This window comes from Paracoccus sp. R12_2 (assembly GCF_017744015.1).
Lineage (GTDB): Bacteria > Pseudomonadota > Alphaproteobacteria > Rhodobacterales > Rhodobacteraceae > Paracoccus.
Map to the genome: position 1 here is coordinate 537,386 of NZ_JAGHRA010000001.1, position 24,736 is coordinate 562,121.

25 protein-coding genes are annotated in these 24,736 nt (G+C 64.1%); 8 read left to right on the forward strand and 17 right to left on the reverse strand.

The features are described 5' to 3' along the window. Positions 1–40: 40 nt before the first annotated feature. The 9 genes from glpK to glpD form a co-directional block, all read right to left on the reverse strand. A complete protein-coding gene (glpK, locus tag J7359_RS02540) occupies positions 41–1,516 on the reverse strand; it encodes a glycerol kinase GlpK (protein WP_209054937.1) in 1,476 nt (491 codons plus the stop codon). 135 nt (positions 1,517–1,651) lie between these two features. Then, positions 1,652–3,364, reverse strand: coding sequence for an ABC transporter substrate-binding protein (locus tag J7359_RS02545; RefSeq protein ID WP_209054938.1), 1,713 nt, complete (start codon positions 3,362–3,364; stop codon positions 1,652–1,654). A 40-nt stretch (positions 3,365–3,404) separates the two neighbouring features. Beyond that, complete coding sequence (locus J7359_RS02550; RefSeq protein ID WP_209055003.1) at positions 3,405–3,719, reverse strand: DUF2160 domain-containing protein; 315 nt, start codon at positions 3,717–3,719, stop codon at positions 3,405–3,407. An 89-nt stretch (positions 3,720–3,808) separates the two neighbouring features. Beyond that, on the reverse strand, positions 3,809–4,228 hold the full coding sequence (locus tag J7359_RS02555; protein WP_209054939.1) for a hypothetical protein: 420 nt from the start codon (positions 4,226–4,228) through the stop codon (positions 3,809–3,811). Continuing rightward, positions 4,228–5,049: a carbohydrate ABC transporter permease gene (locus tag J7359_RS02560; RefSeq protein ID WP_209054940.1), complete on the reverse strand. Its 822-nt coding sequence runs from the start codon at positions 5,047–5,049 to the stop codon at positions 4,228–4,230. Before J7359_RS02560 ends, J7359_RS02555 begins: the two co-directional genes overlap by 1 nt. Further along, positions 5,049–5,915, reverse strand: coding sequence for a sugar ABC transporter permease (locus J7359_RS02565; RefSeq protein WP_209054941.1), 867 nt, complete (start codon positions 5,913–5,915; stop codon positions 5,049–5,051). Before J7359_RS02565 ends, J7359_RS02560 begins: the two co-directional genes overlap by 1 nt. Then, entirely contained in the window at positions 5,915–7,006 is a 1,092-nt protein-coding gene (locus J7359_RS02570; RefSeq protein WP_209054942.1) for an ABC transporter ATP-binding protein, read from the reverse strand. The genes J7359_RS02565 and J7359_RS02570 overlap by 1 nt, the downstream gene beginning before the upstream one ends. Beyond that, positions 7,003–8,097 (reverse strand): ABC transporter ATP-binding protein, encoded by a 1,095-nt coding sequence (locus J7359_RS02575; protein ID WP_209054943.1) that lies wholly within the window; start codon positions 8,095–8,097, stop codon positions 7,003–7,005. Before J7359_RS02575 ends, J7359_RS02570 begins: the two co-directional genes overlap by 4 nt. Next, the gene (gene glpD, locus J7359_RS02580; RefSeq protein ID WP_209054944.1) at positions 8,094–9,644 is read right to left on the reverse strand and encodes a glycerol-3-phosphate dehydrogenase; all 1,551 of its coding nucleotides are present in this window, start codon (positions 9,642–9,644) and stop codon (positions 8,094–8,096) included. Before glpD ends, J7359_RS02575 begins: the two co-directional genes overlap by 4 nt. Before the next feature lie 136 nt (positions 9,645–9,780). Between glpD and J7359_RS02585 the strand changes: the two genes are divergently transcribed. Next, positions 9,781–10,542, forward strand: a complete 762-nt coding sequence (locus J7359_RS02585; RefSeq protein WP_280637459.1) for a DeoR/GlpR family DNA-binding transcription regulator — start codon at positions 9,781–9,783, stop codon at positions 10,540–10,542. A gap of 21 nt (positions 10,543–10,563) precedes the next feature. Here the strand turns inward: J7359_RS02585 and J7359_RS02590 are convergent, their stop codons facing one another. Further along, a complete protein-coding gene (locus J7359_RS02590; protein ID WP_209054945.1) occupies positions 10,564–11,829 on the reverse strand; it encodes a glycosyltransferase family 4 protein in 1,266 nt (421 codons plus the stop codon). Positions 11,830–11,990: 161 nt separating this feature from the next. Between J7359_RS02590 and J7359_RS02595 the strand changes: the two genes are divergently transcribed. Next, positions 11,991–13,172 carry an acetyl-CoA C-acyltransferase family protein gene (locus J7359_RS02595; protein ID WP_209054946.1) on the forward strand — a complete coding sequence of 394 codons (1,182 nt, stop codon included), beginning with the start codon at positions 11,991–11,993 and terminating at the stop codon, positions 13,170–13,172. A gap of 13 nt (positions 13,173–13,185) precedes the next feature. Here the strand turns inward: J7359_RS02595 and J7359_RS02600 are convergent, their stop codons facing one another. The 6 genes from J7359_RS02600 to J7359_RS02625 all read right to left on the reverse strand — a co-directional run bounded on the left by J7359_RS02600 (position 13,186) and on the right by J7359_RS02625 (position 18,767). Then, complete coding sequence (locus J7359_RS02600) at positions 13,186–14,010, reverse strand: glycosyl transferase (protein WP_209054947.1); 825 nt, start codon at positions 14,008–14,010, stop codon at positions 13,186–13,188. A gap of 320 nt (positions 14,011–14,330) precedes the next feature. Then, positions 14,331–14,933 (reverse strand): queuosine precursor transporter, encoded by a 603-nt coding sequence (locus J7359_RS02605; RefSeq protein WP_209054948.1) that lies wholly within the window; start codon positions 14,931–14,933, stop codon positions 14,331–14,333. A gap of 123 nt (positions 14,934–15,056) precedes the next feature. Beyond that, positions 15,057–15,887 (reverse strand): esterase-like activity of phytase family protein, encoded by an 831-nt coding sequence (locus tag J7359_RS02610; protein ID WP_247740114.1) that lies wholly within the window; start codon positions 15,885–15,887, stop codon positions 15,057–15,059. 41 nt (positions 15,888–15,928) lie between these two features. Beyond that, entirely contained in the window at positions 15,929–16,792 is an 864-nt protein-coding gene (gene mepA, locus J7359_RS02615) for a penicillin-insensitive murein endopeptidase (protein WP_348524319.1), read from the reverse strand. Beyond that, positions 16,789–18,159 (reverse strand): MFS transporter, encoded by a 1,371-nt coding sequence (locus J7359_RS02620; protein WP_209054950.1) that lies wholly within the window; start codon positions 18,157–18,159, stop codon positions 16,789–16,791. Before J7359_RS02620 ends, mepA begins: the two co-directional genes overlap by 4 nt. A gap of 47 nt (positions 18,160–18,206) precedes the next feature. Beyond that, positions 18,207–18,767 carry an acyl-CoA thioesterase gene (locus tag J7359_RS02625; RefSeq protein WP_209054951.1) on the reverse strand — a complete coding sequence of 187 codons (561 nt, stop codon included), beginning with the start codon at positions 18,765–18,767 and terminating at the stop codon, positions 18,207–18,209. Positions 18,768–18,901: 134 nt separating this feature from the next. On the opposite strand from J7359_RS02625, the gene J7359_RS02630 reads away from it, so the two are divergent. From J7359_RS02630 to J7359_RS02645, 4 genes are all read left to right on the forward strand, one after another. Continuing rightward, positions 18,902–19,195, forward strand: a complete 294-nt coding sequence (locus J7359_RS02630) for a YggT family protein (protein ID WP_209054952.1) — start codon at positions 18,902–18,904, stop codon at positions 19,193–19,195. Then, positions 19,195–21,243 (forward strand): DNA helicase RecQ, encoded by a 2,049-nt coding sequence (gene recQ, locus J7359_RS02635; RefSeq protein ID WP_209054953.1) that lies wholly within the window; start codon positions 19,195–19,197, stop codon positions 21,241–21,243. The genes J7359_RS02630 and recQ overlap by 1 nt, the downstream gene beginning before the upstream one ends. A 133-nt stretch (positions 21,244–21,376) precedes the next feature. Further along, positions 21,377–21,730 (forward strand): metalloregulator ArsR/SmtB family transcription factor, encoded by a 354-nt coding sequence (locus J7359_RS02640; protein ID WP_209054954.1) that lies wholly within the window; start codon positions 21,377–21,379, stop codon positions 21,728–21,730. After that, entirely contained in the window at positions 21,717–22,181 is a 465-nt protein-coding gene (locus J7359_RS02645; protein WP_209054955.1) for an SRPBCC family protein, read from the forward strand. The genes J7359_RS02640 and J7359_RS02645 overlap by 14 nt, the downstream gene beginning before the upstream one ends. A 315-nt stretch (positions 22,182–22,496) precedes the next feature. Here the strand turns inward: J7359_RS02645 and J7359_RS02650 are convergent, their stop codons facing one another. Then, a complete protein-coding gene (locus tag J7359_RS02650; RefSeq protein WP_247740115.1) occupies positions 22,497–22,955 on the reverse strand; it encodes a DUF302 domain-containing protein in 459 nt (152 codons plus the stop codon). 76 nt (positions 22,956–23,031) lie between these two features. Between J7359_RS02650 and msrP the strand changes: the two genes are divergently transcribed. Beyond that, a complete protein-coding gene (msrP, locus tag J7359_RS02655) occupies positions 23,032–23,928 on the forward strand; it encodes a protein-methionine-sulfoxide reductase catalytic subunit MsrP (protein ID WP_209054956.1) in 897 nt (298 codons plus the stop codon). Further along, on the forward strand, positions 23,928–24,548 hold the full coding sequence (locus J7359_RS02660) for a protein-methionine-sulfoxide reductase heme-binding subunit MsrQ (protein WP_209054957.1): 621 nt from the start codon (positions 23,928–23,930) through the stop codon (positions 24,546–24,548). Before msrP ends, J7359_RS02660 begins: the two co-directional genes overlap by 1 nt. Positions 24,549–24,736 lie beyond the last annotated feature (188 nt).

The following is a 24,736-nucleotide window of genomic DNA, read 5'->3' on the forward strand; positions in this document are numbered from 1 at the left end:
AGGGGAAAACGACAAGAGGTGAAATCACAAACCCGGAAGGTCAAAGCGCCAGAACGGCCTGAACCGCCCGTTTCCACGCGGAATACCGCCGGTCGCGGACAGACTCGTCCATGGCGGGTTCAAAGCGGCGATCCAGGCGCCAGGCCTTGGCGTATTCGTCGGGGCCGGGGCAGATCCCGGCGCGGTATCCGGCCAGCCACGCCGCCCCCTGCGCGGTGGTTTCGGTGTTTTCCGGCCGGTCGACGGGCGCGCCGATGATGTCGGCAAGGAACTGCATCGCCGGTTCGCTGGCGGTCATGCCGCCATCGACCCGCAACACCGCGTCATCGGCCTTTGCCCAGTCGGCACGCATCGCCTCAAGCAGGTCGCGGGTCTGAAAGCCCACGCTTTCCAGCGCGGCACGCGCGAACTCGGCCGGCCCGGTATTGCGTGTCAGCCCGAAGATCGCGCCCCGCGCCTCGGGTGCCCAATAGGGCGCGCCCAGCCCCGTGAAGGCGGGCACCATGATGATCTGCTGGCTGTCGTCGGCCGTGGCGGACAGGCGCTGTGTTTCGGCGGCCTCGCGGATGATCTTCAGCCCGTCGCGCAGCCATTGCACCACGGCGCCCGCGATGAAGATGCTTCCCTCCAGCGCATAGGTGGTCTGACCGTCGAGGCGATAGGCGATGGTGGTCAAAAGGCGATGTCCGGAACGCACCGCCTGATCGCCGGTGTTCAGCAGCGCGAAACAGCCTGTCCCGTAGGTCGACTTCATCATGCCGGGCTGGAAACAGGCCTGTCCGACGGTCGCGGCCTGCTGGTCGCCCGCCACGCCAAGGATCGGCACCTCGCGCCCGAACAGGTCGGCCCGCGTCATCCCGAAATCGTCGGCGCTGTCCCTGACCTCGGGCAGCAGCGCCATCGGCAGGCCGAACAGCTTGCACATGTCGCGGGACCATTCGCCCTTGCGGATGTCGTACAGCAAGGTGCGGCTGGCATTGGTGGCGTCGGTCACATGCGAGCGACCGTCGGTCAGTTTCCAGATCAGAAACGTGTCCACGGTGCCGAACGCCAGTTCGCCCGCCTCGGCGCGTGCGCGTGCGCCCTCGACCTGATCAAGGATCCAGGCGATCTTGGTGGCGCTGAAATACGGGTCCAGAAGCAGCCCTGTGACGCCGGTCACCTGATCCTCGGTTCCCTCGTCCTTCAGCCGCTGGATGACGTCAGCGGTGCGGCGGTCCTGCCAGACGATGGCGCGGTGGATCGGCTGGCCGGTCTTGCGATCCCAGATCACCACCGTTTCGCGCTGATTGGTGATCCCGATCGCGTCGATGCGCGGATTGCCGGCTTTCTCCAGCGCGCCGCGTGCGGTGGCGGCGCTGGTCGTCCAGATGTCGTCGGGTTCATGTTCGACCCAGCCCGAGCGGGGAAAATGCTGGCTGAATTCCTGCTGCGCGCTGGCCTGGACGCGCAGATCGTCGCTGAACACCAGCGCGCGCGAGGATGTGGTGCCCTGATCCATCGCCAGTATCGTCATGCCCGCCTCCTGTCTTGGTTTCTTCTTTGCGCAAATACCCCGCCGGAGGCTTCTTTCCGTGCCGATGAAGAATCGGGTATCTGGGCAAAGAAGAAGAGGGCAGTCGGGTGACCGCCCCCTGTCGTGGTTTCTTATCTATTCCTGCCAGCTTTTCACCAGCTCGTCATAGCTGACGGTTTCCGGCTGCGGTTTCTCGTTTTCAAGCTTCAGCTGAGGTGCGATGGTGCCGTTTTCCTTGGCATAGTTGTTCCACCATTCCAGGTCATGTTCTTCGGCCATCTTCGGACCGATATCGCCCTGGATGCCGGCGCGCTCCAGCCGTTCCATGACCTTTTCCTGCTCGGCACACAGGCTGTCCATGGCTTCCTGGGCGGTCTTGGCGCCCGAGGACGCGTCACCGATCGCCTGCCACCACAGCTGTGCCAGCTTCGGATAATCCGGGACGTTGGTGCCGGTCGGCGACCAGTTCAGGCGGGCGGGCGAACGGTAGAATTCGACCAGACCGCCCAGCTTGGGCGCGCGTTCGGTGAAGCTGTCGTGCTGGATCGTCGATTCGCGGATGAAGGTCAGGCCGACATGGCTTTTCTTCACGTCCACCGTCTTCGAGGTGACGAACTGCGCGTAAAGCCACGCGGCCTTGGCACGGTCATCGGGCGTCGATTTCAGCAGCGTCCAGGAACCGGCATCCTGATAGCCCAGCTTCATACCGTCCTGCCAATAGGCGCCATGCGGCGAGGGGGCCATGCGCCATTTCGGCGTGCCGTCCTCGTTCACGACGGGCAGGCCGTCCTTGACCATGTCGGCGGTGAAGGCGGTGTACCAGAACATCTGCTGGGCAATCTCGCCCTGCGCGGGAACCGGGCCGCTTTCGCTGAAGGTCATGCCCTGCGCCGCGGGGGGTGCATAGGATTCCATCCAGTCCAGGTATTTCTGGATCGCATAGACCGAGGCCGGGCCGTTGGTGTCGCCGCCGCGCGCCACGCAGGATCCGACCGGGCGGCTGTTTTCATCGACGCGGATGCCCCATTCATCGACCGGCACGCCGTTCGGGATGCCCTTGTCGCCGTTTCCGGCCATCGACAGCCAGGCGTCGGTGAAGCGCCATCCAAGGCTGGGGTCCTTCTTGCCATAGTCCATATGGCCAAAGACCTTCTTGCCGTCGATTTCGCGCCCGGTGAAGAATTCGGCGATGTCCTGATAGGCCGACCAGTTCACCGGAACGCCCAGGTCGTAGCCGTATTTTTCCTTGAATTCGGCAGCGATCTCGGGGTCGTTGAACCAGTCATAGCGGAACCAGTAGAGATTCGCGAATTGCTGGTCGGGCAGCTGATAGATGTCGCCATCGGGCGCGGTGGTAAAGCTGATCCCGATGAAGTCGTCAATGTCGAGATTGGGGTTGGTGACGTCCGCACCCTCGTTCGCCATCCAGTCGGTCAGGCTGCGGGCCTGCTGATAGCGCCAATGCGTGCCGATCAGGTCGCTGTCGTTGACATAAGCGTCATAGACATTCTCGCCCGACTGCATCTGGGTCTGCAGCTTCTCGACGACATCGCCCTCGCCGATCAGGTCATGGGTGATGTTGATGCCGGTGATGGCGCTGAACGCGGGCGCCAGAACCTTGGCCTCGTATTCATGGGTGGTGATGGTTTCCGACACCACGTTGATGTCCATCCCGGCGAAAGGCTGGGCGGCGTCGATGAACCATTGCATCTCGGCCTCCTGCTCCTCTCGGGTCAGGGTCGAGTTGTCGATTTCAGCATCGAGAAATTCCTTTGCCTCCTCGATGCCCGCCTGCGCGGCGGTCACCATCAGCGCAAGCGCCATGGCGGTCGTCAGATGTAGTTTCATGGTCTCCCTCCCATTGGATGCCGGTTTGCCCCGGCGGTTCTCACACCCAGCGGAACACCGCCGCGGCGTAGATGATCGCGCAGGCCAGCCCACCCCAGACGGGTGTGCCGATCACGCCAAGCCAGATCAGACAGATGAAGGCGCTGCCCAGAAGGCTGATGAACAGCCGGTCGCCGCGCGTCGTGGTGATTCCCAGAATGCCCTTGCGCGGGGTTTCGGGAAAGCGGATCGCAAGATAGGTGAACAGGATCAGCAGTCCTGCGATGATGGTGAAGAACAGCGCGCTGGGAAAGGTCCATGCCATCCAGCCGCCGGGATTCAGGCTGCCGAACCAGTCCCTTGCGTCATCGCGCATCGGCACCAGCGTGGTCAGCCAGAAGGCGAAGCCAAGCCAGACGATGCCGGCAAGAACGAATCCGGTATTCAAGACTCTGTTCATCACGCTCACCCGCTTCCTATAGATTTTGTGAAGCCGCCCAATATCCCTCCAACGAGGTCGCCGAGATTGGCGTATCCCTTACCACTTGCGTTCACCTTGGTAATCGCTTGGCCGAGCGTCAAATCACCGTTAAATCTTGAGCCGAGAAGCTGATAGCCCTTGGAGGTGAGTACGAACCGAAGAGCGTATACCTCGCCTTCAGCTGTGCCATTCATGAACTTGATTTTCTCGCTCGAGAAAACCACACCTTCATTCTGAAGCCAGTTCACGGCATCAATGAATAGCAACCTCGATTCATTCCCGCTTTCGTAGCCAAGCTCTGTGCTCCCGAATGTGGTTCGTTGGACACCATATGGCGCCAGATGTGCGACAATTCTCGCCACCATCTCTTCGCTCTGAGCTAGCGACTCACCAGCTCCGTCCATCACACCCTCCCCAGGGCAAAGCCCTTGGCGATGTAGTTGCGCACGAACCAGATGACCAGGGCGCCCGGAATGATGGTCAGGATGCCGGCCGCCGCCAGCACGCCCCAGTCGAGGCCCGAGGCGCTGACCGTGCGGGTCATGGTCGCTGCGATGGGTTTGGCGTTCACCGAAGTCAGCGTTCGCGACAGCAGCAGTTCGACCCATGAGAACATGAAGCAGAAGAAGGCGGCAACCCCGATGCCCGAGGCGATCAGCGGCATGAAGATACGCGTGAAAAAGCGCGGGAAGGAATAGCCGTCGATATAGGCGGTCTCGTCGATCTCGCGCGGGACGCCCGACATGAAGCCCTCCAGGATCCACACCGCCAGCGGCACATTGAACAGGCAATGCGCCAGCGCCACCGCGATATGCGTGTCGAACAGCCCGATCGACGAATAAAGCTGAAAGAACGGCAAGGCGAAGACCGCCGCCGGTGCCATGCGGTTGGTCAACAGCCAGAAGAACAGATGCTTGTCGCCCAGAAACCGATAGCGCGAGAACGCATAGGCGGCAGGCAGCGCGACCGTGATCGAGATGACCGTGTTCATCACGACATAGATCAGGCTGTTCACATAACCCATGTACCATGACGGATCGGTCAGGATCGTGCGATAGTTCTCAAGCGTCGGGTTGCGCGGCCACAGGCTGAAGGCCCCGAGGATCTCGGTGTTGGTCTTCAGGCTCATGTTCAGCAGCCAGTAGATCGGCAGCATGAGGAACAGAAGATACAGCGCCATCACCAGTGCTGCGCCCCGGCCTTTCGATTCTGCGACGGCGGCCATTACAGCGTCTCCCCTTCCTTGGTCATGACGGTGTAGAAAACGAAGGAAATCAGCAGGATCACCAGGAAATATATCAGGCTGAACGCCGCTGCCGGACCAAGGTCGAACTGGCCGACCGCCATCTTCACCAGATCGATGGACAGGAAGGTGGTGGCGTTGCCCGGCCCGCCTCCGGTGACCACGAACGGCTCGGTATAGATCATGAAGCTGTCCATGAAGCGCAGCAGCACGGCGATCAGCAGCACCCCCTGCATCTTGGGCAGCTCGATATAGCGGAACACCTTCCAGCGGCTGGCCTGATCGATCTTGGCGGCCTGGTAATAGGCGTCCGGAATGGATTGCAGCCCGGCATAGCACAGCAGCGCGACAAGGCTGGTCCAGTGCCAGACATCCATCACGACGACCGTGATCCACGCATCCAGCGCGTTATTGACGTAGTTGTAGTCGATCCCCAGCTTTGTCAGCGTATAGCCCAGAAGCCCGATATCGACCCGGCCGAAGACCTGCCAGATGGTGCCGACGACGTTCCACGGGATCAGCAGGGGCAGCGCCATGACGACAAGGCAGAACGACGCCCAGGCGCCTTTCTTGGGCATGTTCAGCGCCACGAAGATCCCCAGCGGAATCTCGATCGCCAGGATGATCGCCGAGAACAGGATCTGTCGGCCAAGCGCGGCGCGCACGCGGTCCGAATGGATCGTGTCCTGGAACCATTCAAGCCCGGCCCAGAAGAACTGGTTGTTGCCGAACGTGTCCTGCACCGAATAGTTGACGACGGTCATCAGGGGCAGCACCGCCGAGAACGCGACCAGCGCCAGCACCGGCAGCACAAGGAACCACGCGCGGTTGTTGAGCGGTTTTTCCATCACGCGGCCCTTTCCTGTCTTGCGGGGTCGGCGCGCCAGTCATCGACATAGACATGGGCATGCGCGGGATCGATGATGACCCGATCGGTGTCCGCCGGGATCGGCTGACCTTCCGGGACGATGACGTTCACATCGGCACCCTCGATTTGGCCCCGCACGATGCGGTGATGGCCGACATCCTCGATGCGTTTCACAGTGAAGGGCAGGCCGCCGCCACTTGCGCCAAGCCGCAGGAATTCCGGGCGGATGCCGATCTGGGTCTTGCCTGCCAGGGCGCCATAGCCATGCGCCAGCGCGATCTCGGTGCCCGCGACATGGGCGGTCGCGCCATCGATCCGCGCATCCAGCAGGTTCATGCCGGGCGATCCGATGAAATAGCCGACGAAGGTATGTTCCGGCGCGTCGAACAGCGCCTGGGGTGTTCCGGCCTGCACGACCCGGCCGTCATACATGACGACGACCTGGTCGGCGAAGGTCAGCGCCTCGGTCTGGTCATGGGTGACATAGATCATCGTGTGACCGAACCGGCGATGCAGGTCCTTCAGCTGCGTGCGCAGTTCCCACTTCATGTGCGGGTCGATCACGGTCAGCGGCTCGTCGAACAGGATCGCGTTCACGTCCTGCCGGACCATGCCGCGTCCAAGGCTGATCTTCTGCTTGGCATCCGCCGTCAGGCCCCGCGCGCGGCGGTCCAGCACCCCGGTCATGCCGATCATCTCGGCCACCTCGGCCACGCGGGACGCGATGACATCCGCCGCCAGACCACGGTTCTTCAGGGGAAAGGCCAGATTTTCGCGGACCGACATGGTGTCGTAGACGACCGGAAACTGGAAGACCTGCGCGATGTTGCGTTCCATCGTGGGCAGCCCGGTCACGTCCCGGTCCCCGAACAGGATGCGCCCCTGTGACGGCACCAGCAGTCCCGAAATGATGTTCAGCAGCGTCGATTTTCCGCAGCCCGACGATCCCAGCAGCGCATAGGCCCCGCCGTCCTGCCATGTCAGCGTCATCGGCTTCAGCGCCCAGTCGGCGTCGCCCGACGGGTTCGGCAGATAGCTGTGGGCCAGGTTTTCCAGTGTGATCTCGGTCATGCTTCCTCCGCCACGGCTGTCCGGGCCTCGGCCGCGTAGGGCGCGGCGCGGGCCAGCGCCCCCTCGGGCGTGAAAAGATAGATATGCGCGGGGTCCAGCCAGACGGTCAGGTTCTGGCCATGATCCAGCTTGTGGACGCCGTTGACCAGCCCGACCCAGCGATCCGGCCCGTGGCGCAGATGCAGGAATGTTTCGGCGCCGGTGATCTCGGTCGTGTCCAGCACCGTGGACAGCGGCACCGCGCCGGGCCGTTCATGCAGCGACAGGTGCGCGGGGCGGAAACCGGCCATGTAATCGCCATCGGGCAGCCCGCCCGCATCCCAATCGGCGGCGTGGATGGCCGCTCGGCCGGCGCGCAGCGAGACCTGCTTGAAGTTCATCGGCGGGTCCGAAAAGACCCGTGCCGTGGTGGCGTCCTCGGGCGCGCGATAGACCTGCGGGGTAGGGCCGAACTGGGTGATCCGACCCTCCCACAGGGTTGCGGTGTGACCACCCAGCAGCAATGCCTCTTCGGGTTCGGTCGTGGCATAGACGAAGATCGCGCCGGATTCCTCGAAGATGCGCGGAATTTCGACCCGCAATTCCTCGCGCAGCTTGTAATCCAGATTGGCCAGCGGTTCGTCCAGCAGCACCAGCCCGGCGTCCTTCACCAGCGCACGTGCCAGCGCACAACGCTGTTGCTGCCCGCCCGACAGTTCCAGCGGCTTGCGGTCCAGCATCGGCGTCAGGCGCATCATCTCGGCTGTCGCGCGCACCCGGCGGTCGATCTCGTCCTTCTTCACCCCCATCAGCCGAAGGGGCGAGGCGATGTTGTCATAGACGCTCATCGACGGGTAGTTGATGAACTGCTGATAGACCATCGCGACCTTGCGATCCTGCACCCGCTGATCGGTCACGTCCTGACCGTTCCAGAACACCCGTCCCTGCGTCGGTTTGTCCAGCCCGGCCATCAGTCGCATCAGCGTGGTCTTTCCCGCCAGGGTCGGTCCCAGCAGGACGTTCATGCTGCCGGGGCGCAGCGTCAGGTCGGTCGGATGGATATGCACCCGGCCGCTGACCGATTTCGAGATCCCGCGCAGTTCCAGCGTCATGCAGCTGCCCTTTTCTGGCTCATCCAGTCATCCAGTTCCGCGATCTGCGCCGCCGTCATGCGCAGTCCCAGCTTGCTGCGCCGCCAGACCACGTCCTCGGCATGGCGGGCGAATTCATGGCGCATCAGCCACTCTACCTCGGCTTCGGTCAAAGTCGCGCCGAAATCGCGACCCAGATCGGCCGTCGATCCGGCCCCGGCCAGCATTGCTTGCGCATCGGTGCCATAGGCGCGCACCAGCCGCGTGGCCCACGCATCATCAAGGAACGGATGGGCGGTCTGCAGGCCATCGATCAGCGCGGCGACCCCATCGACCGGGAAATCGCCCCCCGGCAACGGGGCACCGGCGGTCCAGGCCGTGTTCGCATGCGGAAAATGCGCCACCAGCTTGTCCATCGCGTGTTCGGCCAGGCGGCGATAGGTGGTGATCTTGCCGCCGAACACGTTCAGGCAGGGCGCCCCCTTGTCGTCAAGGGAAAGCACATAATCGCGGGTTGCCGCCGTCGCCGATTTCGCGCCGTCGTCATACAGCGGGCGCACCCCGGAATAGGTCCAGACGATCTGGTCGGGGCTCACCGGTGTCGCGAAATATTCGGATGCAAAGCGGCACAGATAGTCCTGTTCCTCGGGCGTGCATTCGGCCTCCAGCGGGCTGCCGTGGTGGTCGCGGTCGGTGGTCCCGATCAGGGTGAAGTCGGTCTGGTAGGGGATCGCGAAGATGATCCGCCCGTCATGCCCCTGAAAGAAATACGCCTTGTCGTGATCGTACAGCCTGGGCACCACGATATGGCTGCCGCGCACCAGGCGCACGGTCTCGCGGCTGTCCAGATGCGCCACGTCACGGATCACGCTGCCCACCCAGGGTCCGCCCGCATTGACCAGCGCGCGGGCATGGAACACCCGCCCGTCATCCAGCGATACCCGCCACAGATCGCCGTCGCGCGCGGCCTCGGCCACGCGGGCGCCGACCATGATTTCCGCGCCACGAATCGCGGCATCGCGTGCGTTCAGCGACACAAGGCGCGCATCCTCGACCCAGCAATCGCTGTATTCATAGGCTTTCTGCAGCCGGTCTTTCAGCGGTGCGCCCTCGGGCGTGCCGCGCAGCGACAGTGAGCGTGTGCCGGGCAGGATCTTCCGCCCGCCCAGATTGTCATACAGAAACAGCCCGGCGCGGATCAGGAGATTCGGGCGATGACCCTTGTTCCACGGCATCAGCAGCGCCAGCGCCTTGCTGACCGGCGTGTCGGATTCGAAGGTCATCTGCGGGTCCAGCGGCAGGACGAAGCGCATCGGCCAGCTGATATGCGGCATCGCCCGCAACAGCACCTCGCGCTCTTTCAGCGCCTCGCGGACCAGCCGAATCTCCAGATATTCCAGATAGCGCAGCCCGCCATGAAACAGCTTGGTCGATTTCGAACTGGTGGCCTGGGCCAGATCGCCCATCTCGGCAAGCCGAACCGACAGGCCACGGCCCGCCGCGTCCCGTGCGATCCCGCATCCATTGATGCCGCCGCCGATGATGAAAAGGTCGGTTGTGTCCGACATGGCTCCTCCCAAAGCTGAGGTTATCCGATCACGCTGTCGTGTCGTCTGTCAACGAATATTTTCGTAGATGCGCGTTTACATTCGGATTGACAAAAAACGCACATGACGCTTCCGTGAGGGAAAGGGGAGGGCGGCGATGGCCATGAACATCCGCCAGATGGAAATTCTGGATCTGGCCCGTGCAACCGGCCGCGTCGCGGTCGAGGAGCTGGCCGAACGATTCGATGTGACGCTGCAGACCATCCGCCGCGATCTGGGCGAACTGGCCGATCAGGGGATGCTGGATCGTGTCCATGGCGGCGCGGTGATGCGATCCGGCGTCAGCAATATCGGCTACGAGGAAAGGCGCCGCATGAACGAGGATGCCAAGGCCGCCATCGCGCGGGCCTGCGCGGCGCAGATTCCCGACAATTCCTCGATCATCATCAACCTGGGCACCACGACCGAGGCGGTGGCCCGCGAATTGCTGGCGCACCGCAACCTGACGGTGATCACCAACAACATGAACGTCGCCAACATCCTTGTCGCCAATGAAAGCTGCGAAATCATGGTGGCGGGCGGCGCGTTGCGGCGGACGGATGGCGGGCTGGTCGGCGACCTGACGACCGAGTTCATGGCGCAGTTCAAGCCGGACTACGCGATCATCGGCACCTCGGCACTGGATGCCGACGGCGATCTGCTGGATTTCGACATGGCCGAAGTTCGCGTCAGCCGCGCCATCGCCGGCCTGGCGCGACATGCCTATCTGGTGACCGATATCAGCAAGCTGGAACGTTCCGCGCCGGTCCGCATCATCTCGATGCAGGATCTGGACACGGTGTTCGTGGACAAGCCCTTGCCCGCGCCCCTGACGCAGAAATGCGCCGAATGGGACACCCGCGTGATCGTCGCCGATTGAGGCGCGAAACCCGCCCGCGCCTCAGCGGGAACTGCCGGCGGGACGTTCGGGCATATGGCCTTTCAGGGCGTCATGGACCAGCCCGGCGCGCTGGTCGTGCATCATCTCGTGCGTGCTGGCGGCGGCCTTGTCGCGCGCGGCATCCGCAAGACCTCGCAGACGCTGCGGTGTCAGCGAGGGGTCGGCCAGAACCTGTGCCAGTGCCGCCGCATCGCCCGCAGGCACGAAGATCGCGTCCTGTCCGTCGCGCGCGACCTCGCGGTTTCCGGCGGTGTCCGATGCGATCACCGGCACGCCTTGCGAAAACGCATCCAGAATCACCCGCGGCTGTTCATCGCCCGTCGTCGGAACCAGCGCGGCGTGATAGCCGCGCAGCAGCGGCAGGAACTCGGTCGCATAGGCCACTTCGGGCAGGATCCGCACGCGCAAGGACCTGGCCTGCGCGGCGAACTCGGCGATCTGGCCGGCCATGGATCCGCTGCCGACGACATCCAGCTGCAGTTGCCTGCCCTCGGCCTCAAGCTGCCGCAGCGCCTGCAGGACGACCCCGGTGCCCTTCTCGGCCGTCAGCCGAGAGGCCAGCAACAGCCGCAGATCGGCGGGCTTTTCCTGCCAGCTTCGCGCCAGGGCATCCGGGGTCAGGACATCCTGCTGATGGATCCATGTGGCCGGGCTGACCGCCGAGATTCCGCCGGGTCCGACCGGCAGCGATTCGGCATAGCTGCGCTGGGTATAGATCCCCAGACGTGCGTGGCGGCAGGTCCAGCGCGCAAACCGTTCGGTCGCGGCGGCCTCGGCGCGCCAGCGAAGACTGGCGTCCGTGCCTTCGGGAATGCGCCAGAAGGCGCTTTCGATATTGATGACCAGCGGAAGTCCGCGCCGCACCACCATGGGGTTGAGGATCAGGCCGGGGGGAATCGGCCAGCCCGCGGCACCGCTGTGCACCGCATCCGCGCGCGCCAGCGCCTGACGCATGGCGCGGATCATCCCCGGCAGGACGCGCGGGATCTGCCGCCGCCCCGTCATCATCGGCCCGGTCGCGACGAACTCGACGCTCTGGCCGGGCTCTGGCTCGACCCTTGTCGCATCCTCGCCCTCCAGGTGATCGACCTGCGCCGCCAGGATGATCATGTGCGGCAGATAACGCAGATGCATCATCAGGTCGCGGTGCCAGCGATCGCCCACCCAGACGTCGCCGCGCCGGTCGCGCATGAACGGCACCAGCGAGCTGAGAAGATAGTGCCGGTCCGACAGCAGTTCGCGGCAGGCGGTGAAATTGTCACTCATTCGGATCTCGCATTTCCGCCGTCTGGCAGTTCTCTCGTTTCGCCGCGACGATAGGCGCTTTGACGCGGGGTCGCAATTTTATTGCCGGGCCGTCGCCCGATCGACTTGCAGCATTCCGGCAAAGGCATAGTCTGGATGCAACGTCGAAAATGGGGGCTTTCATGTCTGATACCGGAATCGTCATTCTGTCCGGCGCGCGCACCGCGATCGGGTCCTTCGGCGGCAGCCTTGCGGCGATTCCGCCGATCACGCTGGCCGCCGACGTCACCCGCGCCGCGCTGGACAGGGCCGCGGTGGCGCCTGACCGGATCGGGCAGGTGGTCTTCGGCCATGTCATCAACACCGAACCGCGCGACATGTATCTTAGCCGTGTCGCGATGCTGCAGGCGGGCATTCCGCACACGACGCCCGCGATGAACGTCAACCGGCTGTGCGGATCGGGGGCGCAGGCGATCGTGTCGGCCGCGCAGGCGCTGATGCTGGGCGACGCGGATTTCGCCGTCGCGGGCGGCGCCGAAAGCATGAGCCGCGCGCCCTACGCGGTGCCATCGGCGCGGTTCGGCGCGAAGATGGGCGATCAGAAGATGCTGGACATGATGACCGGCGCGCTGACCTGTCCGATGGGCACGGGCCATATGGGCGTGACGGCGGAAAACGTCGCGGCCGAACACGATATCAGCCGTCAGCAACAGGACGAATTCGCTCTGGAATCGCAGCGGCGCGCGGCGGACGCCATCGCCTCGGGCCATTTCCGGGATCAGATCGTCCCGGTCGAGATCAGGATGCGCAAGGGCGTGGTGCAGTTCGACACCGATGAACATCCCAAGGAAACCAGCCTGGAAAAGCTGGGCGCACTGAAGACGGTGTTCCAGAAGGATGGGTCGGTGACGGCCGGGAATGCCAGCGGCATCAATGACGGTGCCGCCGCGCTGGTGCTGGCGCGCGCCGACGCCGCCACGGCCGCCGGGCTGACGCCGCGTGCACGGATCCTTGGCTATGCCGTCGCGGGGGTGCGCCCCGAAGTGATGGGAATCGGCCCCGTCCCGGCGGTCGAGGCGCTGCTGGCCCGGACCGGGCTTTCGATCGGCGATTTCGACGTGATCGAATCGAACGAGGCGTTCGCGGCGCAGGCGCTGGCCGTGAACAAGGGGCTGGGCCTTGATCCGGCCCGGGTCAATCCGAACGGCGGCGCCATCGCGCTGGGGCACCCGGTCGGCGCGACCGGCGCGATCCTGACGGTCAAGGCGCTGTATGAACTGGAACGCATCGGCGGGCGGACGGCGCTGGTGACGATGTGCATCGGCGGCGGTCAGGGCATCGCCATCGCGATTGCCCGCGACTGACGCCGCGGCGCGATCATTCGCGCCAGATCCTGTCGATCCAGCTGACCGGCCTGAGGTAGTGGCGAAGATGCTTTGACAGGGATTCGCGCCGCCGACCGTCAAAGGCGGCGCGAAGATGGTCCAGCGCGGGCCTGCGACTGTCGCTTTCGTCCCATCTGCCGGCCCGCGCATCGGGTGGGTTCAGCGCGCCCGCGAAGATGATGATGCGCGATTTCGGCGGAATCCTGGCTTCGCGGACATAGTTCAGCGGAAAGACGGGCATGCAGTGCATCCTGAAATGCGCCAGCCAGCCGCGCGGCCAGAACTTGACCCCGCCCGGCGCGTTCCGCGTCACGAAACGCTGCTCGTAGCGATAGGTGTCGGCGACGCCCTGCGGATCGTCGCGGAAGATCTGCTGCAGCGGCTTCAGGTTTCCGACCCGCATCCGATAGACCGATGTCTGACCCAGCTTTTCGAACGGGGTATTGGGATTGCGGCCCAGTATCGTGTCGTCGGGGTCGCCATAGCTGAAAAACGGGTCGAGGCTGCCCGTGATCAGAACGTCCAGATCAAGAAACAGCACCACGCCCGTCACATCGCCCAGATCGCCCCACAGGCGCGACTTGGGCCATTTGCCGCGGGTGTTGACCGGGGCGACATAGTCGAATTCGGGCAGCGGCCGCACCGCGATGTCGGGATGCAGCCCGTCGGCGTCGTCGGTGAAACAGAACAGGCGGAACGGCGGGGTGATGTTGCGCGACACCATGCCATGCAGCCGGTTGACGTATTCGGGGCCGAATTTCGTGCCCCACTTGATGCAGATGATCTGCTTGATCTCGCCGCTCGGCACGTCGTCCATGGCTGTTCCGTCTGTTGTGCGGAGAGATTGTTGCAGGCGTCGCGCCGCTTCGCAACCAGGCGGCAGCGCGGCCCCCGGAAATTGGAACGGGCCGCCTCAGATCAAGACGGCCCGCGAGATCCACGGAGATGGTCCGGTTAGGGAAGGATAAGATCCGTCCGGTCCCAATCAGGGTTTACGACCCTAGGGGCTGCCCTCAGGCCACGGCCCCCCTGACTGTTCCGACACCTCTCTCCACTATCACTCTCGACACTGGACCACCTCCTTTCAATAAGTTGCCGTTGTAAGGGGAAGGGTGACACAGATCGTGAATCTGTCAATCAGGTTTCTGGATGAAATCGCAACAAATTGCGGATAATCATCCTGAACGGCACAAGGGCAAGTAGCGCCAGACCAAGTTTGACCATCCAATCAGCAACTGCCAGCGAAACCCACAGCGCTGTGACCGGGCCATGACCAAGCAGCGGAACGGCCTCGTTCGCCCAGCCCGTGTTGGCGTCCACGGGCAGTGCGGCCGAGAAGGCGATGCCGAAGAACAGCGCCGTATCGACGGCCGAACCGACCAGGGTCGACGCCAGCGGTGCGACCCACCAGCGTCTTTCCCGCAACAGGTCAAACAGTTTTACATCCAGAAGTTGTGCGCACAGGAAGGCCGTGCCGCTGCCGATCGCGATGCGCAGCGTGGATTTGTCGAATCCGGCGGCGATCAGCGAACAGACGACGCCCACGATGAACCCGGCGAAGACGACGCGGCGGGCCGAACCGGCGCCATAGACGCGGTTCATCACGTCGGTGACCAGGAAGGCGAAGGGATAGGTGAAGGCTCCCCATGTCAGCCAGTCGCCGATGACGAACTGCACAAGGATGTTGGACGCCACCACGATGGCGGCCATGGCAAGAATGCCGGGCAGATAGCGGGTCATGTGATTCAATTTCCGTTTTACAAGGTCGCGGAACAACTCGGCCCCGGTTCGAAACGGGACAGCTGCGCCTAGTCCTCGCGCAACGGCTTGTCAATCTCCGGCCGTTCGGGCGGTGCGGCGCTGTCAGGGGCGCAGCCGGTACTCCACCAGTTCCGTGCGCTGCACGATCAGGAAATTGTCGTCCGAGATCATCGTCAGCCGGATGCCCTGCCCGTCATCCCAGACCGACAACCCTTCCAGATTGTCGTATTGCAGCGGCTTGGTGGTCAGCAGGATCTCTTCGTCGCGCGGCCCGTCTTCGGTCAGCCGCATGCGGCGGACGCGGGTCGAGAATCCCAACAGGCCGTGAAAGTCGCGCTCCAGCAGGTATAGATAGCCGTCCGGCCCGAAATCCGCACCGACCGGCAGCCAGCGCGGATCGCGGCGCAGCCGGGTCAGGCGGCTCCATTCGCCATCGCGCAGCTGCAGGATCGGAAAGGGCCGGCTTTCGCGCCCGGATCGTTCGGGCAGGGTGATCAGCGTGCCGTCGTCGCGGATGGCCAGCGCCTCCAGCCCGGCGTTGACGCGCATTCCCGGCAATTCCGGGGGGCGTGGCAGTACACGGGCAGGGGCATCGGGGTCGTCATAGACCGCCACCCGGTCCAGCCCTTCGAAACTGACCCGGATGCGCCCGTCATCCCCGATGGCCAGACCCTCGCTGTCGCCCAGATAGCCGGGCTTCAGGGGCTTGCCCTTGCTGTCGCGCAGATGCGCGCGACCGGCAACGTTCATGCCGCGGATCAGCCCCTGCGAATCGCGTTCGATGCTGCCCCAGTATATCCATGCCCGGTCGCTGAGCGCGTGAAACCCGCTGCCGTCCGCGCTGATCTCAAGGCCCGAGAACCCGCCGAAGCTGTCTTCGCCGCTGCGCCAGACATAGGTGCCGACATATTCCAACTCTGCGGCCGGCGCCATCACAGCGCCGGCCGCAGACAGAAGGAACGACAGGGCCGCGCTCAGGGCGCGGCGGCGACGGTGCGGCATTGTGTGGGCAACTCGCTCAGCCGGTAGCTGCGCGGATGGCGGTAATTCGGGTTGGGCGGGGTCGGCTTCACGCGGCTGGGATCGATGCGGTTCTTGATCCACTCGGCCGCCTCGGCGCAACCGTCGCCCGGCGGCGGCGGATCCTGATCCCGGCAGATCGACCCCTTGGGGCAGGACATGCGGACATGGAAATGATAGTCATGTCCGTTCAACGGCCGGATCTTGCGCAGCCAGGACCTATTGCCCTTTTCCATCTGGCACATCGCGACCTTGACGACCGGATCGGTGAAGATCCGTTCGACGCGCGGATCGCGGGCGGCGGCGCGCATGATGGACATGTGGCCGCCATTGAAATTCGGCGACAGCGCGGTGCCGTTGCGCGCCACGGCCGAGACCGATGAAATGCTTTCGCGCTGTGCGGGCGACAGCGTCAGCGAAGAGGGCGGCAGCATCCAGATATCGGCGTCCAGCCCCAGCTGGTGGCTGGCATGGCCGGTCAGCATCGGCCCGCCGCGCGGCTGGCTGAGATCGCCGATATACAGACCTTTCCAGCCGGCCTGCTGTGCGGCCTTGGACAGCCCGATCAGGAAACCGATCAGCTCGGGATGGCCCCAGTTGCGGTTCCGCGACAGTCGCATCGCCTGCCAGCTTGGGCCGGTTTCGGGCAGCTGCACGAAGCCCTGCCCGCAGCCCTTGGAATAAAAGCCGATCGACACGGCCGGCCCCTGAGACGCTGATCGGAACTGGCCGAAGACATCCTTGGCCAGCGGTTCGGACATCGCGGGTGCCGCCAGGCCCATGGTCAGGGCGGCGACGGTCAGGAATTTGCGGATCACTGCTTTGCCTCTCCTTCGGGTTTGACCCAGACTAGCAGAACCAGCGCCAGAAGGAACATCACGATCAAAGGAGAGATTCCGATGCGCTGGTTGCCCGACAGGTCGGTGACGGTCGCGATCAGGGCGGGGGCCAGAAAGGCCGTCGCCTTGCCCGACAGGGCGTACAGGCCGAACCCCTCGGTCGCCTTTTCCTCGGTCGTGTGGCGGACCATCATCGTGCGGCTTGCGGCCTGCATCGCCCCGCCCGCGCCGCCGATCATGACGCCACAGGCGAAGAACACCAGATCGGGTCCACGCAGCCCCGCCAGCAGCGGGTCCGGCGACCAGGACATGCCATAAAAGCCCGTCCGGTCCATGCCCACGACGATCAGGCAGACGGCGGTCAGCGCGACGATGCAGCAGATGATCACCGGGCGCGGCCCCCAGCGGCGGTCCGCACGGCCGCCCAGCCAGCTGATGATCGCGGCGGCGATGGCGCTGATGATGCCGAACACACCGACCAGAAAGACCGGCCAGCCCAGAACCGTGCCGGCATAGACCCCGCCAAAACCATACAGCGCGTTCAGCGCGTCGCGCGACAGCATCGACGAGACAAGCCAGCTTGCCAGGCTTTTCCGGTGACGCAGGCTGCGGATCAGCGTCCACAGATCGCGCATCGCCACCCCCAGCCGGATCGGCGCGCGTTTGCCGCGCGGCTCCTTCACCCAAAGGAAGAACGGGATCATGAACACCGCATACCACAGCGCCACGAACGGCCCGACAAAGCGGGTGCCCTCGCGCTGATCCGGGTCCAGCCCGAAGATCGGGGATATCCCGATCAGCGTCCGGCCGCTTGGCGTTTCCTGGAACAGCGCCAGCATGATCGCCAGCGCGGCCACCCCGCCCACATATCCGAACGCATAGCCCGACCCCGAGACGCGCCCGGTTTCATCGCGCGGGGCAAGGCCGGGCAGCAGCGCATTGGTGAAGATCGTCGCGAATTCCATGCCGATCAGGCCGATCCCGAACAGCACCACCGCCTGGATCAGCGCGGGTTGTTCCGGCATCAGCAGCCACAGCCCCCCGGCGCCCATCACATACAGCCCCGAGAACAGCCAGATCCACGGCATCCGCCTGCCCGATGTGTCGGCGATGGCGCCCAGCACCGGGGCCAGGATCGCGATCACGGCACCGCTGACCGACAGGCCCCAGCCCCACAGCGCCTGGGCCTGCGCCCCAGCCATCGTGCTGCTGGCGCCGATGGTGATATAGTGATGTCTGGCGACATCCGCGAAATAGACCGAGAAGATGAAGGTCAGCAGCAGTGTCGCATAGGGCTGGCTGGCCCAGTCAAAGAACCACCAGCCCCAGATCCGCCTGCGCTGCATCCTGTCGTCCCCGCCGAATTCGTTTTGGCCATAAGGCCCAAGCGGGGTCAGGCTGGCAAGCCTCGTTTCGCCTCGTCGGGGATTTCGGGTGGCCAGGGCCGCTGCGCATCGGCCGCGATCCAGGCGTCGACCCAGGCGGGCAGGGACGGGCTGTCGGGCGCGCGCCCCAGCGCCTCCATCAGCCGCGCCGGCGGCACGATGCCCTGATCCGAGGTGATCGCGGATCGCAGCAGCATGTGGTTGCAGCATTCGCCGCGCTTCCACATCGACTGTTCCATATAGACGAAGCGCTGATCCCAGCCGACGACGAACGACACCATGGTGAACCGGTCGAACATCCGGATCCGGCGGCGATAGCGGGTCGAATTGCCCGCCACGGTGATCCCCCAGCGATTCCGGCGCAGGACGCCCACCAGTCCGGTCCGGCGCGCCATCGGAATGCGGCCCAGATCGAACAGCGTCAGCGTGCGGCCGTTGTTCAGCTCGATCCACGGGTCCAGATCCCACGGCCAGCATATGTGGGTCGAGACATGCGCCTCGCCCGGTTCCAGCGGGGCGGCGTTGCGAAACTTGACCATCTCCTTGGCGAAACGGATCAGCGGATACATCGGCGCCCCCTTGTCGTGACGGGCCCGGCGTGCAGGCTGGCCACGCGATCGTCAAGCCGGACGCGGCGGCAACCGGGTTGCGCCCCCGCCCCCGCCCGGCCATACAGGGGCGCAATCGCTGCGAAGAGGGCAAGATGGGAACGCTGTACGAGGCCTTGCAACTGATCCTGCAGGTGGTGTGGTTCGTGATGATCGTCCATATCATCATGTCGTGGCTGATCAATTTTCAGGTGCTGAACCTGCGCCAGCCGCTGGTCGCGCAGATCTGGGACGGTCTGAACCGCCTGCTGGAGCCGATCTATCGCCCGATCCGCAATATCCTGCCCAATACCGGCGGTCTGGACCTGGCGCCGCTGATCGTCTTCGTCATCATCATCATCCTGCAGCGGGCCTTGGCCAATAACGCCGGCTTCTTCTACGGGATGTGATGGCGCGCGATCTGCCATCCTCCGATCTTCTGCGGCAGGTCTGGGGCTTTGACGGGTTCCGCCCCGGTCAGGGCGAGATCGTCGAAGCCGTGGCGGCGGGCCAGGACGTGCTGGCGATCATGCCCACGGGCGGCGGCAAGTCGCTGTGCTATCAACTGCCCGCACTGATGCGCGACGGCGTGACGGTGGTCATCTCGCCGCTGATCGCGCTGATGCGCGATCAGGTTCGCGCGCTGACCGCAGCGGGCGTCGCGGCAGGCGCACTGACCAGCGGCAACACGCAGGATGAAACCGATGCGGTCTTCGCGGCGCTGGAACGGCGCGACCTGAAACTGCTTTACATGGCGCCGGAACGTCTGGCCTCGGGCGGCACGGTCAATCTGCTGCGCCGCGCCGGCGTCACCGCGATCGCCGTGGACGAGGCGCATTGCGTCAGCCAGTGGGGCCATGATTTCCGCCCCGATTACCTGCGCATCGGCGATCTGAAACGCGCGCTGGACGTGCCGCTGGCCGCCTTCACCGCCACCGCGGATGCCGAGACGCGGGCCGAGATCGTGACCCGCCTGTTCGACGGGGCAGAACCCGTCACCTTCCTGCGCGGCTTCGACCGTCCGAACATCCGCCTGGCCTTCCAGCCCAAGGACGGCCCGCGCGCGCAGCTTCTGACCTTCGTCGCGGCGCGTCGCGGCCAGTCGGGTATCGTCTATTGCGCCAGCCGCGCGCGGACCGAAACGCTGGCGCAGGCACTGAACGCGGAAGGTCACAGCGCAGTGGCCTATCACGGCGGGATGGAGGCCGATCAGCGCCGTCACGTCGAAAGCCGCTTTCAGCAGGAAGACGGTCTGATCGTCTGCGCCACGGTGGCCTTCGGCATGGGCATCGACAAGCCCGATATCCGCTGGGTGCTGCATGCCGATCTGCCGAAATCCATCGAGGCCTATTATCAGGAAATCGGCCGCGCCGGCCGGGATGGCGACCCGGCCGAGACGCTGACACTGTATGGCCCCGACGATATCCGGCTGCGGCGGACTCAGGTCGATGAGGGGCTGGCCGCCAATGACCGCAAGGGTGCCGATCACGCCCGGCTGAACGCGCTGCTGGGTCTGGCCGAGGCGACCGGCTGCCGCCGCCGCCGCCTGCTGGCCTATTTCGGCGAGGAACTGGCCGAGGATTGCGGGAATTGCGACCTGTGCCTCGATCCGCCGAAACTGTTCGACGGCACGCAGGCGGTGCGGATGGCGCTGTCGGCCATGCTGCGCACCGGCGAATGGTTCGGCTCGGGGCACCTGATCGACATTCTGACCGGCAACGCCACCGCAAAGATCCGCGAACGCGGCCATGACCAGTTGCCGACCTTCGGCGTCGGTCGCGATCATTCGCGCGGCCAGTGGCAGGCGATCTTCCGGCAGATGATGGGCCTTGACCTGTGCCGCCCCGATCCCGGCCGCCACGGCGCGCTGTTCCTGACCGAAACCGCCCATCCGATCCTGCGCGGCGAAAGCAGCGTGACCTTGCGCCACGACACGACGCTGCGGGCCAAGGCCGCCAATGTCGTGCGCACCCAGGTCGCCGAAGAGGACGAGCCGCTGCTGTCGGCGCTGAAGGCCAAGCGTCGCGCGCTGGCCGAGGCCGCCCGCGTGCCCGCCTATGTGATCTTCCCGGACCGCACCCTGATCCAGATGGTGCAGGATCGCCCGCAGACACTGGACGCGATGGCCCAGGTCAGCGGTGTCGGCGCGAAGAAGCTGGAAAGCTATGGCGGTGATTTCCTGTCGGTGATCGCGGGCGACCAGCCCCGGATCCACCCGCAGCGCCGGGCGCTGGCGGGCCGCCCCGAAGGCGCGCTGTTCGATCGGCTGATCGAGGCGCAGTCACGACTGATGCGCGGCGAGGATGGGACCGAAAAGCCGCTATCCTGCTCGACCAGCCAGTTGCGCCGCATCGCCGAAACCCGCCCTCAGGACAGCGCCGCCCTGTCGCGGCACCTGGACGCGCCAAGACTGGACCGTTTCGGCCCCGCCTTCCTGCAGGAAATCGCTGCCCGGTGACGGGGCGAGGGGGCGCGGTGCCGGATGGGTTGCGGCTGCTTTGAGCCCAAACCAACGTTCCTGCTGCGTCGCGGCGAATATCCGTTTGCAGAAATAGTTTGCTAAGCGGCCAACTTTTTTTATAGTTGGCCACATGGAAAACTATAAGCCCGCGCTTGATACTGCCTTTCATGCTCTTGCTGACCCGACTCGTCGGGCCATGATCGCACGGCTGATTGAGGGACCTGCTTCGGTCAAGGAGCTTGCGGAGCCTTTCGAAATGGGCCTCCCCTCATTCCTTAAGCACGTGAAGGTTCTGGAAGCCAGTGGGCTAATCAGCTCGGAGAAGACCGGACGGGTTCGAACCTGTCGCCTGGTGCCAACGCACCTCGCTGCCGCGGAAGACTGGTTGCATGAACAGCGTGCTATCTGGGAGGCTCGAACCGATCGCCTGGCTGCATTCGCCGAAAATCAACATGCATCGGAGACGAACAATGACATCGAATAACCAACTGTCCGTATCCAGACTGATCAATGCCCCGCGTTCTGTGGTCTGGCAGGCTTGGGCGAACCCAAGGAATTTCGAACGGTGGTGGATACCCGCCCCTATCGTTTGTCGGGTCGAAAAGATGGACCTTAACCCCGGCGGGGGCTTCGAGACCCTGATGAGCGAAGACGGCAGTGAATTTAAGCCTCATGTGGAGGGGTGTTTTCTAGACATTCTCCCGCAGGAACGGATCGTTTTCACCACGGCGCTGAAGGAAGGATGGAGGCCTGCCGAACCATGGCTGACGTTGACCTCAATCATCACAATGGAGGACGAAGGTAGCGGAACAAGATACATCGCCCGTGCCCTCCACAAGAATCCCGAGGACAGCCGAAAACATGAAGAGATGGGGTTCGAGGAAGGCTGGGGAAGCACCATAGACCAGCTAGCGACGCTGGCCGAAAAACTTTGAAGCAATCAGCAGGCAGATAGAGCGGACATCCGAGTCCGCGGAGCGAGGGGCAGGATGGTCCGCATCCCAGACACCATCCCTGAACCCCGGTTGGAACAAGGCGCAGCGCAAGGACGTCGGCGACCGCGGGATGCGTTTCGGCGCGCCGCGCTGGCCCCGATGCAACGGCACCGTACGCAAGCGGTGTACAGGCTGTGCACACCCTGTGCCGCCCTGGTGCACGCACTGTGACGCGCCGTGCCCAGCAATTCCTGGTGTTTCCGGGTCTGACCCGGAAAATCCGCGCAACACGCAACGCCCGCCCTGTTGCGCGCGTTATTCCAGCATCAGTGCATCGGCGATGATATCGTCCAGCATGTCCGCTGCGGGCTGCATCGACGGATCATAGCCGCGCCGCCCGACGGTGATCTTGCCCGGCTGATCGGGCGTCTCGAACAGGAAGATGGAATAGGGACAATGCTGGATGTTCAGGATATCCGCCTCCATCACCTCGCGGGAAACCGTTGCGGAACAGAACGTATAGACGTCGCCATGGGTATACAGATCCTTCTGCCCCCCGACATCTTCCTTGGTCCGGTTCAGCATTTCGCCGACGTGGCTGCGCTGTTCGATGACCAGACCCTTGTTCACGATCGCATTCTCGACCGCGAAGGCGATATCCTCGAACGAGCCGTCCACCTGATGCGTAATTGCCGGGATCACCGGGTTGTCATCGGCATGGGCTGTAACGACCAGACCTGCCAGAACGAAGGGTAATAGGAATGTGATGCGCATTTCGGCCTCCTTCACCGTGTTTATGTGATGATGGGTCAGCATGTGCAGCCGACGCAAGATATATCGGAGGAAGAATATGAAACTTGCATGGTCCGACGTGACGCCAAGATCGCTCTGGCTGAATCGCCGCAATTTCATCGCCGCCGGTGCGGCCGCTGCCGCATCGCCCGCATTGGCGCTGCAGGGCAAGCCGTCGCCCTATTCCACGGATGCGGACGCAAACACGCTGGAAGAGATCACCAACTACAACAATTTCTACGAGTTCGGCACCGGCAAGGAAGATCCCGCGCGTCATGCCGGGCAGATGACGGTCGATCCCTGGTCGGTCGAGATCGGCGGGCTGGTCGAACGTCCCGGCAGTTACGGGGTCGAGGATCTTGCCCCCGACAACGCGCTTGAGGAACGGATCTACCGGCTGCGCTGTGTCGAAGCATGGTCCATGGTGATTCCCTGGATCGGCGTGCCGCTGGCCTCGGTCCTGAACAAGGTGGGCGTGCAGCCCGGCGCGAAATACGTGGCCTTCCAGACCGCGTTGTTGCCCGATCAGATGCCGGGCGTCAGATATCCGATTCTGGACTGGCCGTATCGCGAGGGGTTGCGGATCGACGAGGCGATGCATCCGCTGACGATTCTGGCGACGGGGCTGTATTCCGATCCTCTGCCCAACCAGAACGGCGCGCCGATCAGGCTGGTCGTGCCGTGGAAATATGGATTCAAGTCGATCAAGTCGATCGTGAAGATCACCCTGACCAGTGAACAGCCGGTCGCCACATGGAAATCCATGCAGCCGGGCGAGTACGGATTCTATGCCAACGTGAATCCCGAGGTGGACCATCCCCGCTGGTCACAGGCCACGGAACGCCGCATCGGTGCGGGTCTGTTCGGCGGCCGCCAGGAAACGCTGATGTTCAACGGATACGCCGATCAGGTGGCCTCGTTGTACCAGGGCATGGATCTGACGAAGAACTACTGATGACCCGCACATTGAACGACGTATTGCGCCGCTGTCCCGTATGGATGCTGTGGCTGGGTGGGATGGTGCCGCTGGCCCTGCTGACATGGGACACGCTGGCCGGCGGTCTGGGAATTGATCCGATCCGAGAGATCGAGCATCGGCTGGGGCGCACCGCCCTCTATTTCCTGATCGCCAGCCTGGCGGTGACGCCGCTGCTGCGGATCACCGGGATCAGCTTCATGCGGTTTCGCCGCGCGTTGGGGTTGATCTGCTTCACCTATGCTGGGCTGCATGTGCTGTCCTGGCTGTCGATGGATATGGGGTTCCTGTGGGGGCAGATGGCGCGCGACATCGTCAAGCGTCCCTACCTGCTGTTCGGCATGCTGGCCTTCGTGATGTTGACGGCGCTGGCCGTCACCTCGAACAACCTGTCGATCCGGCGCATGGGCGCCTTGGGATGGCGGCGGCTGCACAAGCTGGTCTATGTCGCCGCGCCCCTGGTGGCGCTGCATTGGATCTGGGCGCTGAAGACATTTCCCGTCACGCCGGGCTTCTGGTTGCTGGTGATTCTTGCACTTCTGGGCCTTCGCGTCGCGATTCCACGGCCCCTGCGGCGATCCAATCCGGCAAGGGCTTAAAAATAAATCATTATAAACAATGCATTGCCGGAAAGATGACGTTTCGGCGAAGATTTTCGCGAATTTCCTCTTGCGGGTCTCGGCGGCCATCCGTAAATACCCCTTCACCGAACGGCGGGACACGCTGAACGGGACGGAGAGACGGGCCAGACGGAACCGCGCTTCGGGAAGACAATCTGGGAATGAAC

Excerpts from the sequence above, each read along its gene's own strand:
- glpK (WP_209054937.1), bottom strand. The coding sequence starts at position 1,516 with ATGACGATACTGGCGATGGATCAGGGCACCACATCCTCGCGCGCGCTG.
- J7359_RS02545 (WP_209054938.1), bottom strand. The coding sequence starts at position 3,364 with ATGAAACTACATCTGACGACCGCCATGGCGCTTGCGCTGATGGTGACC.
- J7359_RS02550 (WP_209055003.1), bottom strand. The coding sequence starts at position 3,719 with ATGCGCGATGACGCAAGGGACTGGTTCGGCAGCCTGAATCCCGGCGGC.
- J7359_RS02555 (WP_209054939.1), bottom strand. The coding sequence starts at position 4,228 with ATGGACGGAGCTGGTGAGTCGCTAGCTCAGAGCGAAGAGATGGTGGCG.
- J7359_RS02560 (WP_209054940.1), bottom strand. The coding sequence starts at position 5,049 with ATGGCCGCCGTCGCAGAATCGAAAGGCCGGGGCGCAGCACTGGTGATG.
- J7359_RS02565 (WP_209054941.1), bottom strand. The coding sequence starts at position 5,915 with ATGGAAAAACCGCTCAACAACCGCGCGTGGTTCCTTGTGCTGCCGGTG.
- J7359_RS02570 (WP_209054942.1), bottom strand. The coding sequence starts at position 7,006 with ATGACCGAGATCACACTGGAAAACCTGGCCCACAGCTATCTGCCGAAC.
- J7359_RS02575 (WP_209054943.1), bottom strand. The coding sequence starts at position 8,097 with ATGACGCTGGAACTGCGCGGGATCTCGAAATCGGTCAGCGGCCGGGTG.
- glpD (WP_209054944.1), bottom strand. The coding sequence starts at position 9,644 with ATGTCGGACACAACCGACCTTTTCATCATCGGCGGCGGCATCAATGGA.
- J7359_RS02585 (WP_280637459.1), top strand. The coding sequence starts at position 9,781 with ATGGCCATGAACATCCGCCAGATGGAAATTCTGGATCTGGCCCGTGCA.
- J7359_RS02590 (WP_209054945.1), bottom strand. The coding sequence starts at position 11,829 with ATGAGTGACAATTTCACCGCCTGCCGCGAACTGCTGTCGGACCGGCAC.
- J7359_RS02595 (WP_209054946.1), top strand. The coding sequence starts at position 11,991 with ATGTCTGATACCGGAATCGTCATTCTGTCCGGCGCGCGCACCGCGATC.
- J7359_RS02600 (WP_209054947.1), bottom strand. The coding sequence starts at position 14,010 with ATGGACGACGTGCCGAGCGGCGAGATCAAGCAGATCATCTGCATCAAG.
- J7359_RS02605 (WP_209054948.1), bottom strand. The coding sequence starts at position 14,933 with ATGACCCGCTATCTGCCCGGCATTCTTGCCATGGCCGCCATCGTGGTG.
- J7359_RS02610 (WP_247740114.1), bottom strand. The coding sequence starts at position 15,887 with ATGGCGCCGGCCGCAGAGTTGGAATATGTCGGCACCTATGTCTGGCGC.
- J7359_RS02620 (WP_209054950.1), bottom strand. The coding sequence starts at position 18,159 with ATGCAGCGCAGGCGGATCTGGGGCTGGTGGTTCTTTGACTGGGCCAGC.
- J7359_RS02625 (WP_209054951.1), bottom strand. The coding sequence starts at position 18,767 with ATGTATCCGCTGATCCGTTTCGCCAAGGAGATGGTCAAGTTTCGCAAC.
- J7359_RS02630 (WP_209054952.1), top strand. The coding sequence starts at position 18,902 with ATGGGAACGCTGTACGAGGCCTTGCAACTGATCCTGCAGGTGGTGTGG.
- recQ (WP_209054953.1), top strand. The coding sequence starts at position 19,195 with ATGGCGCGCGATCTGCCATCCTCCGATCTTCTGCGGCAGGTCTGGGGC.
- J7359_RS02640 (WP_209054954.1), top strand. The coding sequence starts at position 21,377 with ATGGAAAACTATAAGCCCGCGCTTGATACTGCCTTTCATGCTCTTGCT.
- J7359_RS02645 (WP_209054955.1), top strand. The coding sequence starts at position 21,717 with ATGACATCGAATAACCAACTGTCCGTATCCAGACTGATCAATGCCCCG.
- J7359_RS02650 (WP_247740115.1), bottom strand. The coding sequence starts at position 22,955 with ATGCGCATCACATTCCTATTACCCTTCGTTCTGGCAGGTCTGGTCGTT.
- msrP (WP_209054956.1), top strand. The coding sequence starts at position 23,032 with ATGAAACTTGCATGGTCCGACGTGACGCCAAGATCGCTCTGGCTGAAT.
- J7359_RS02660 (WP_209054957.1), top strand. The coding sequence starts at position 23,928 with ATGACCCGCACATTGAACGACGTATTGCGCCGCTGTCCCGTATGGATG.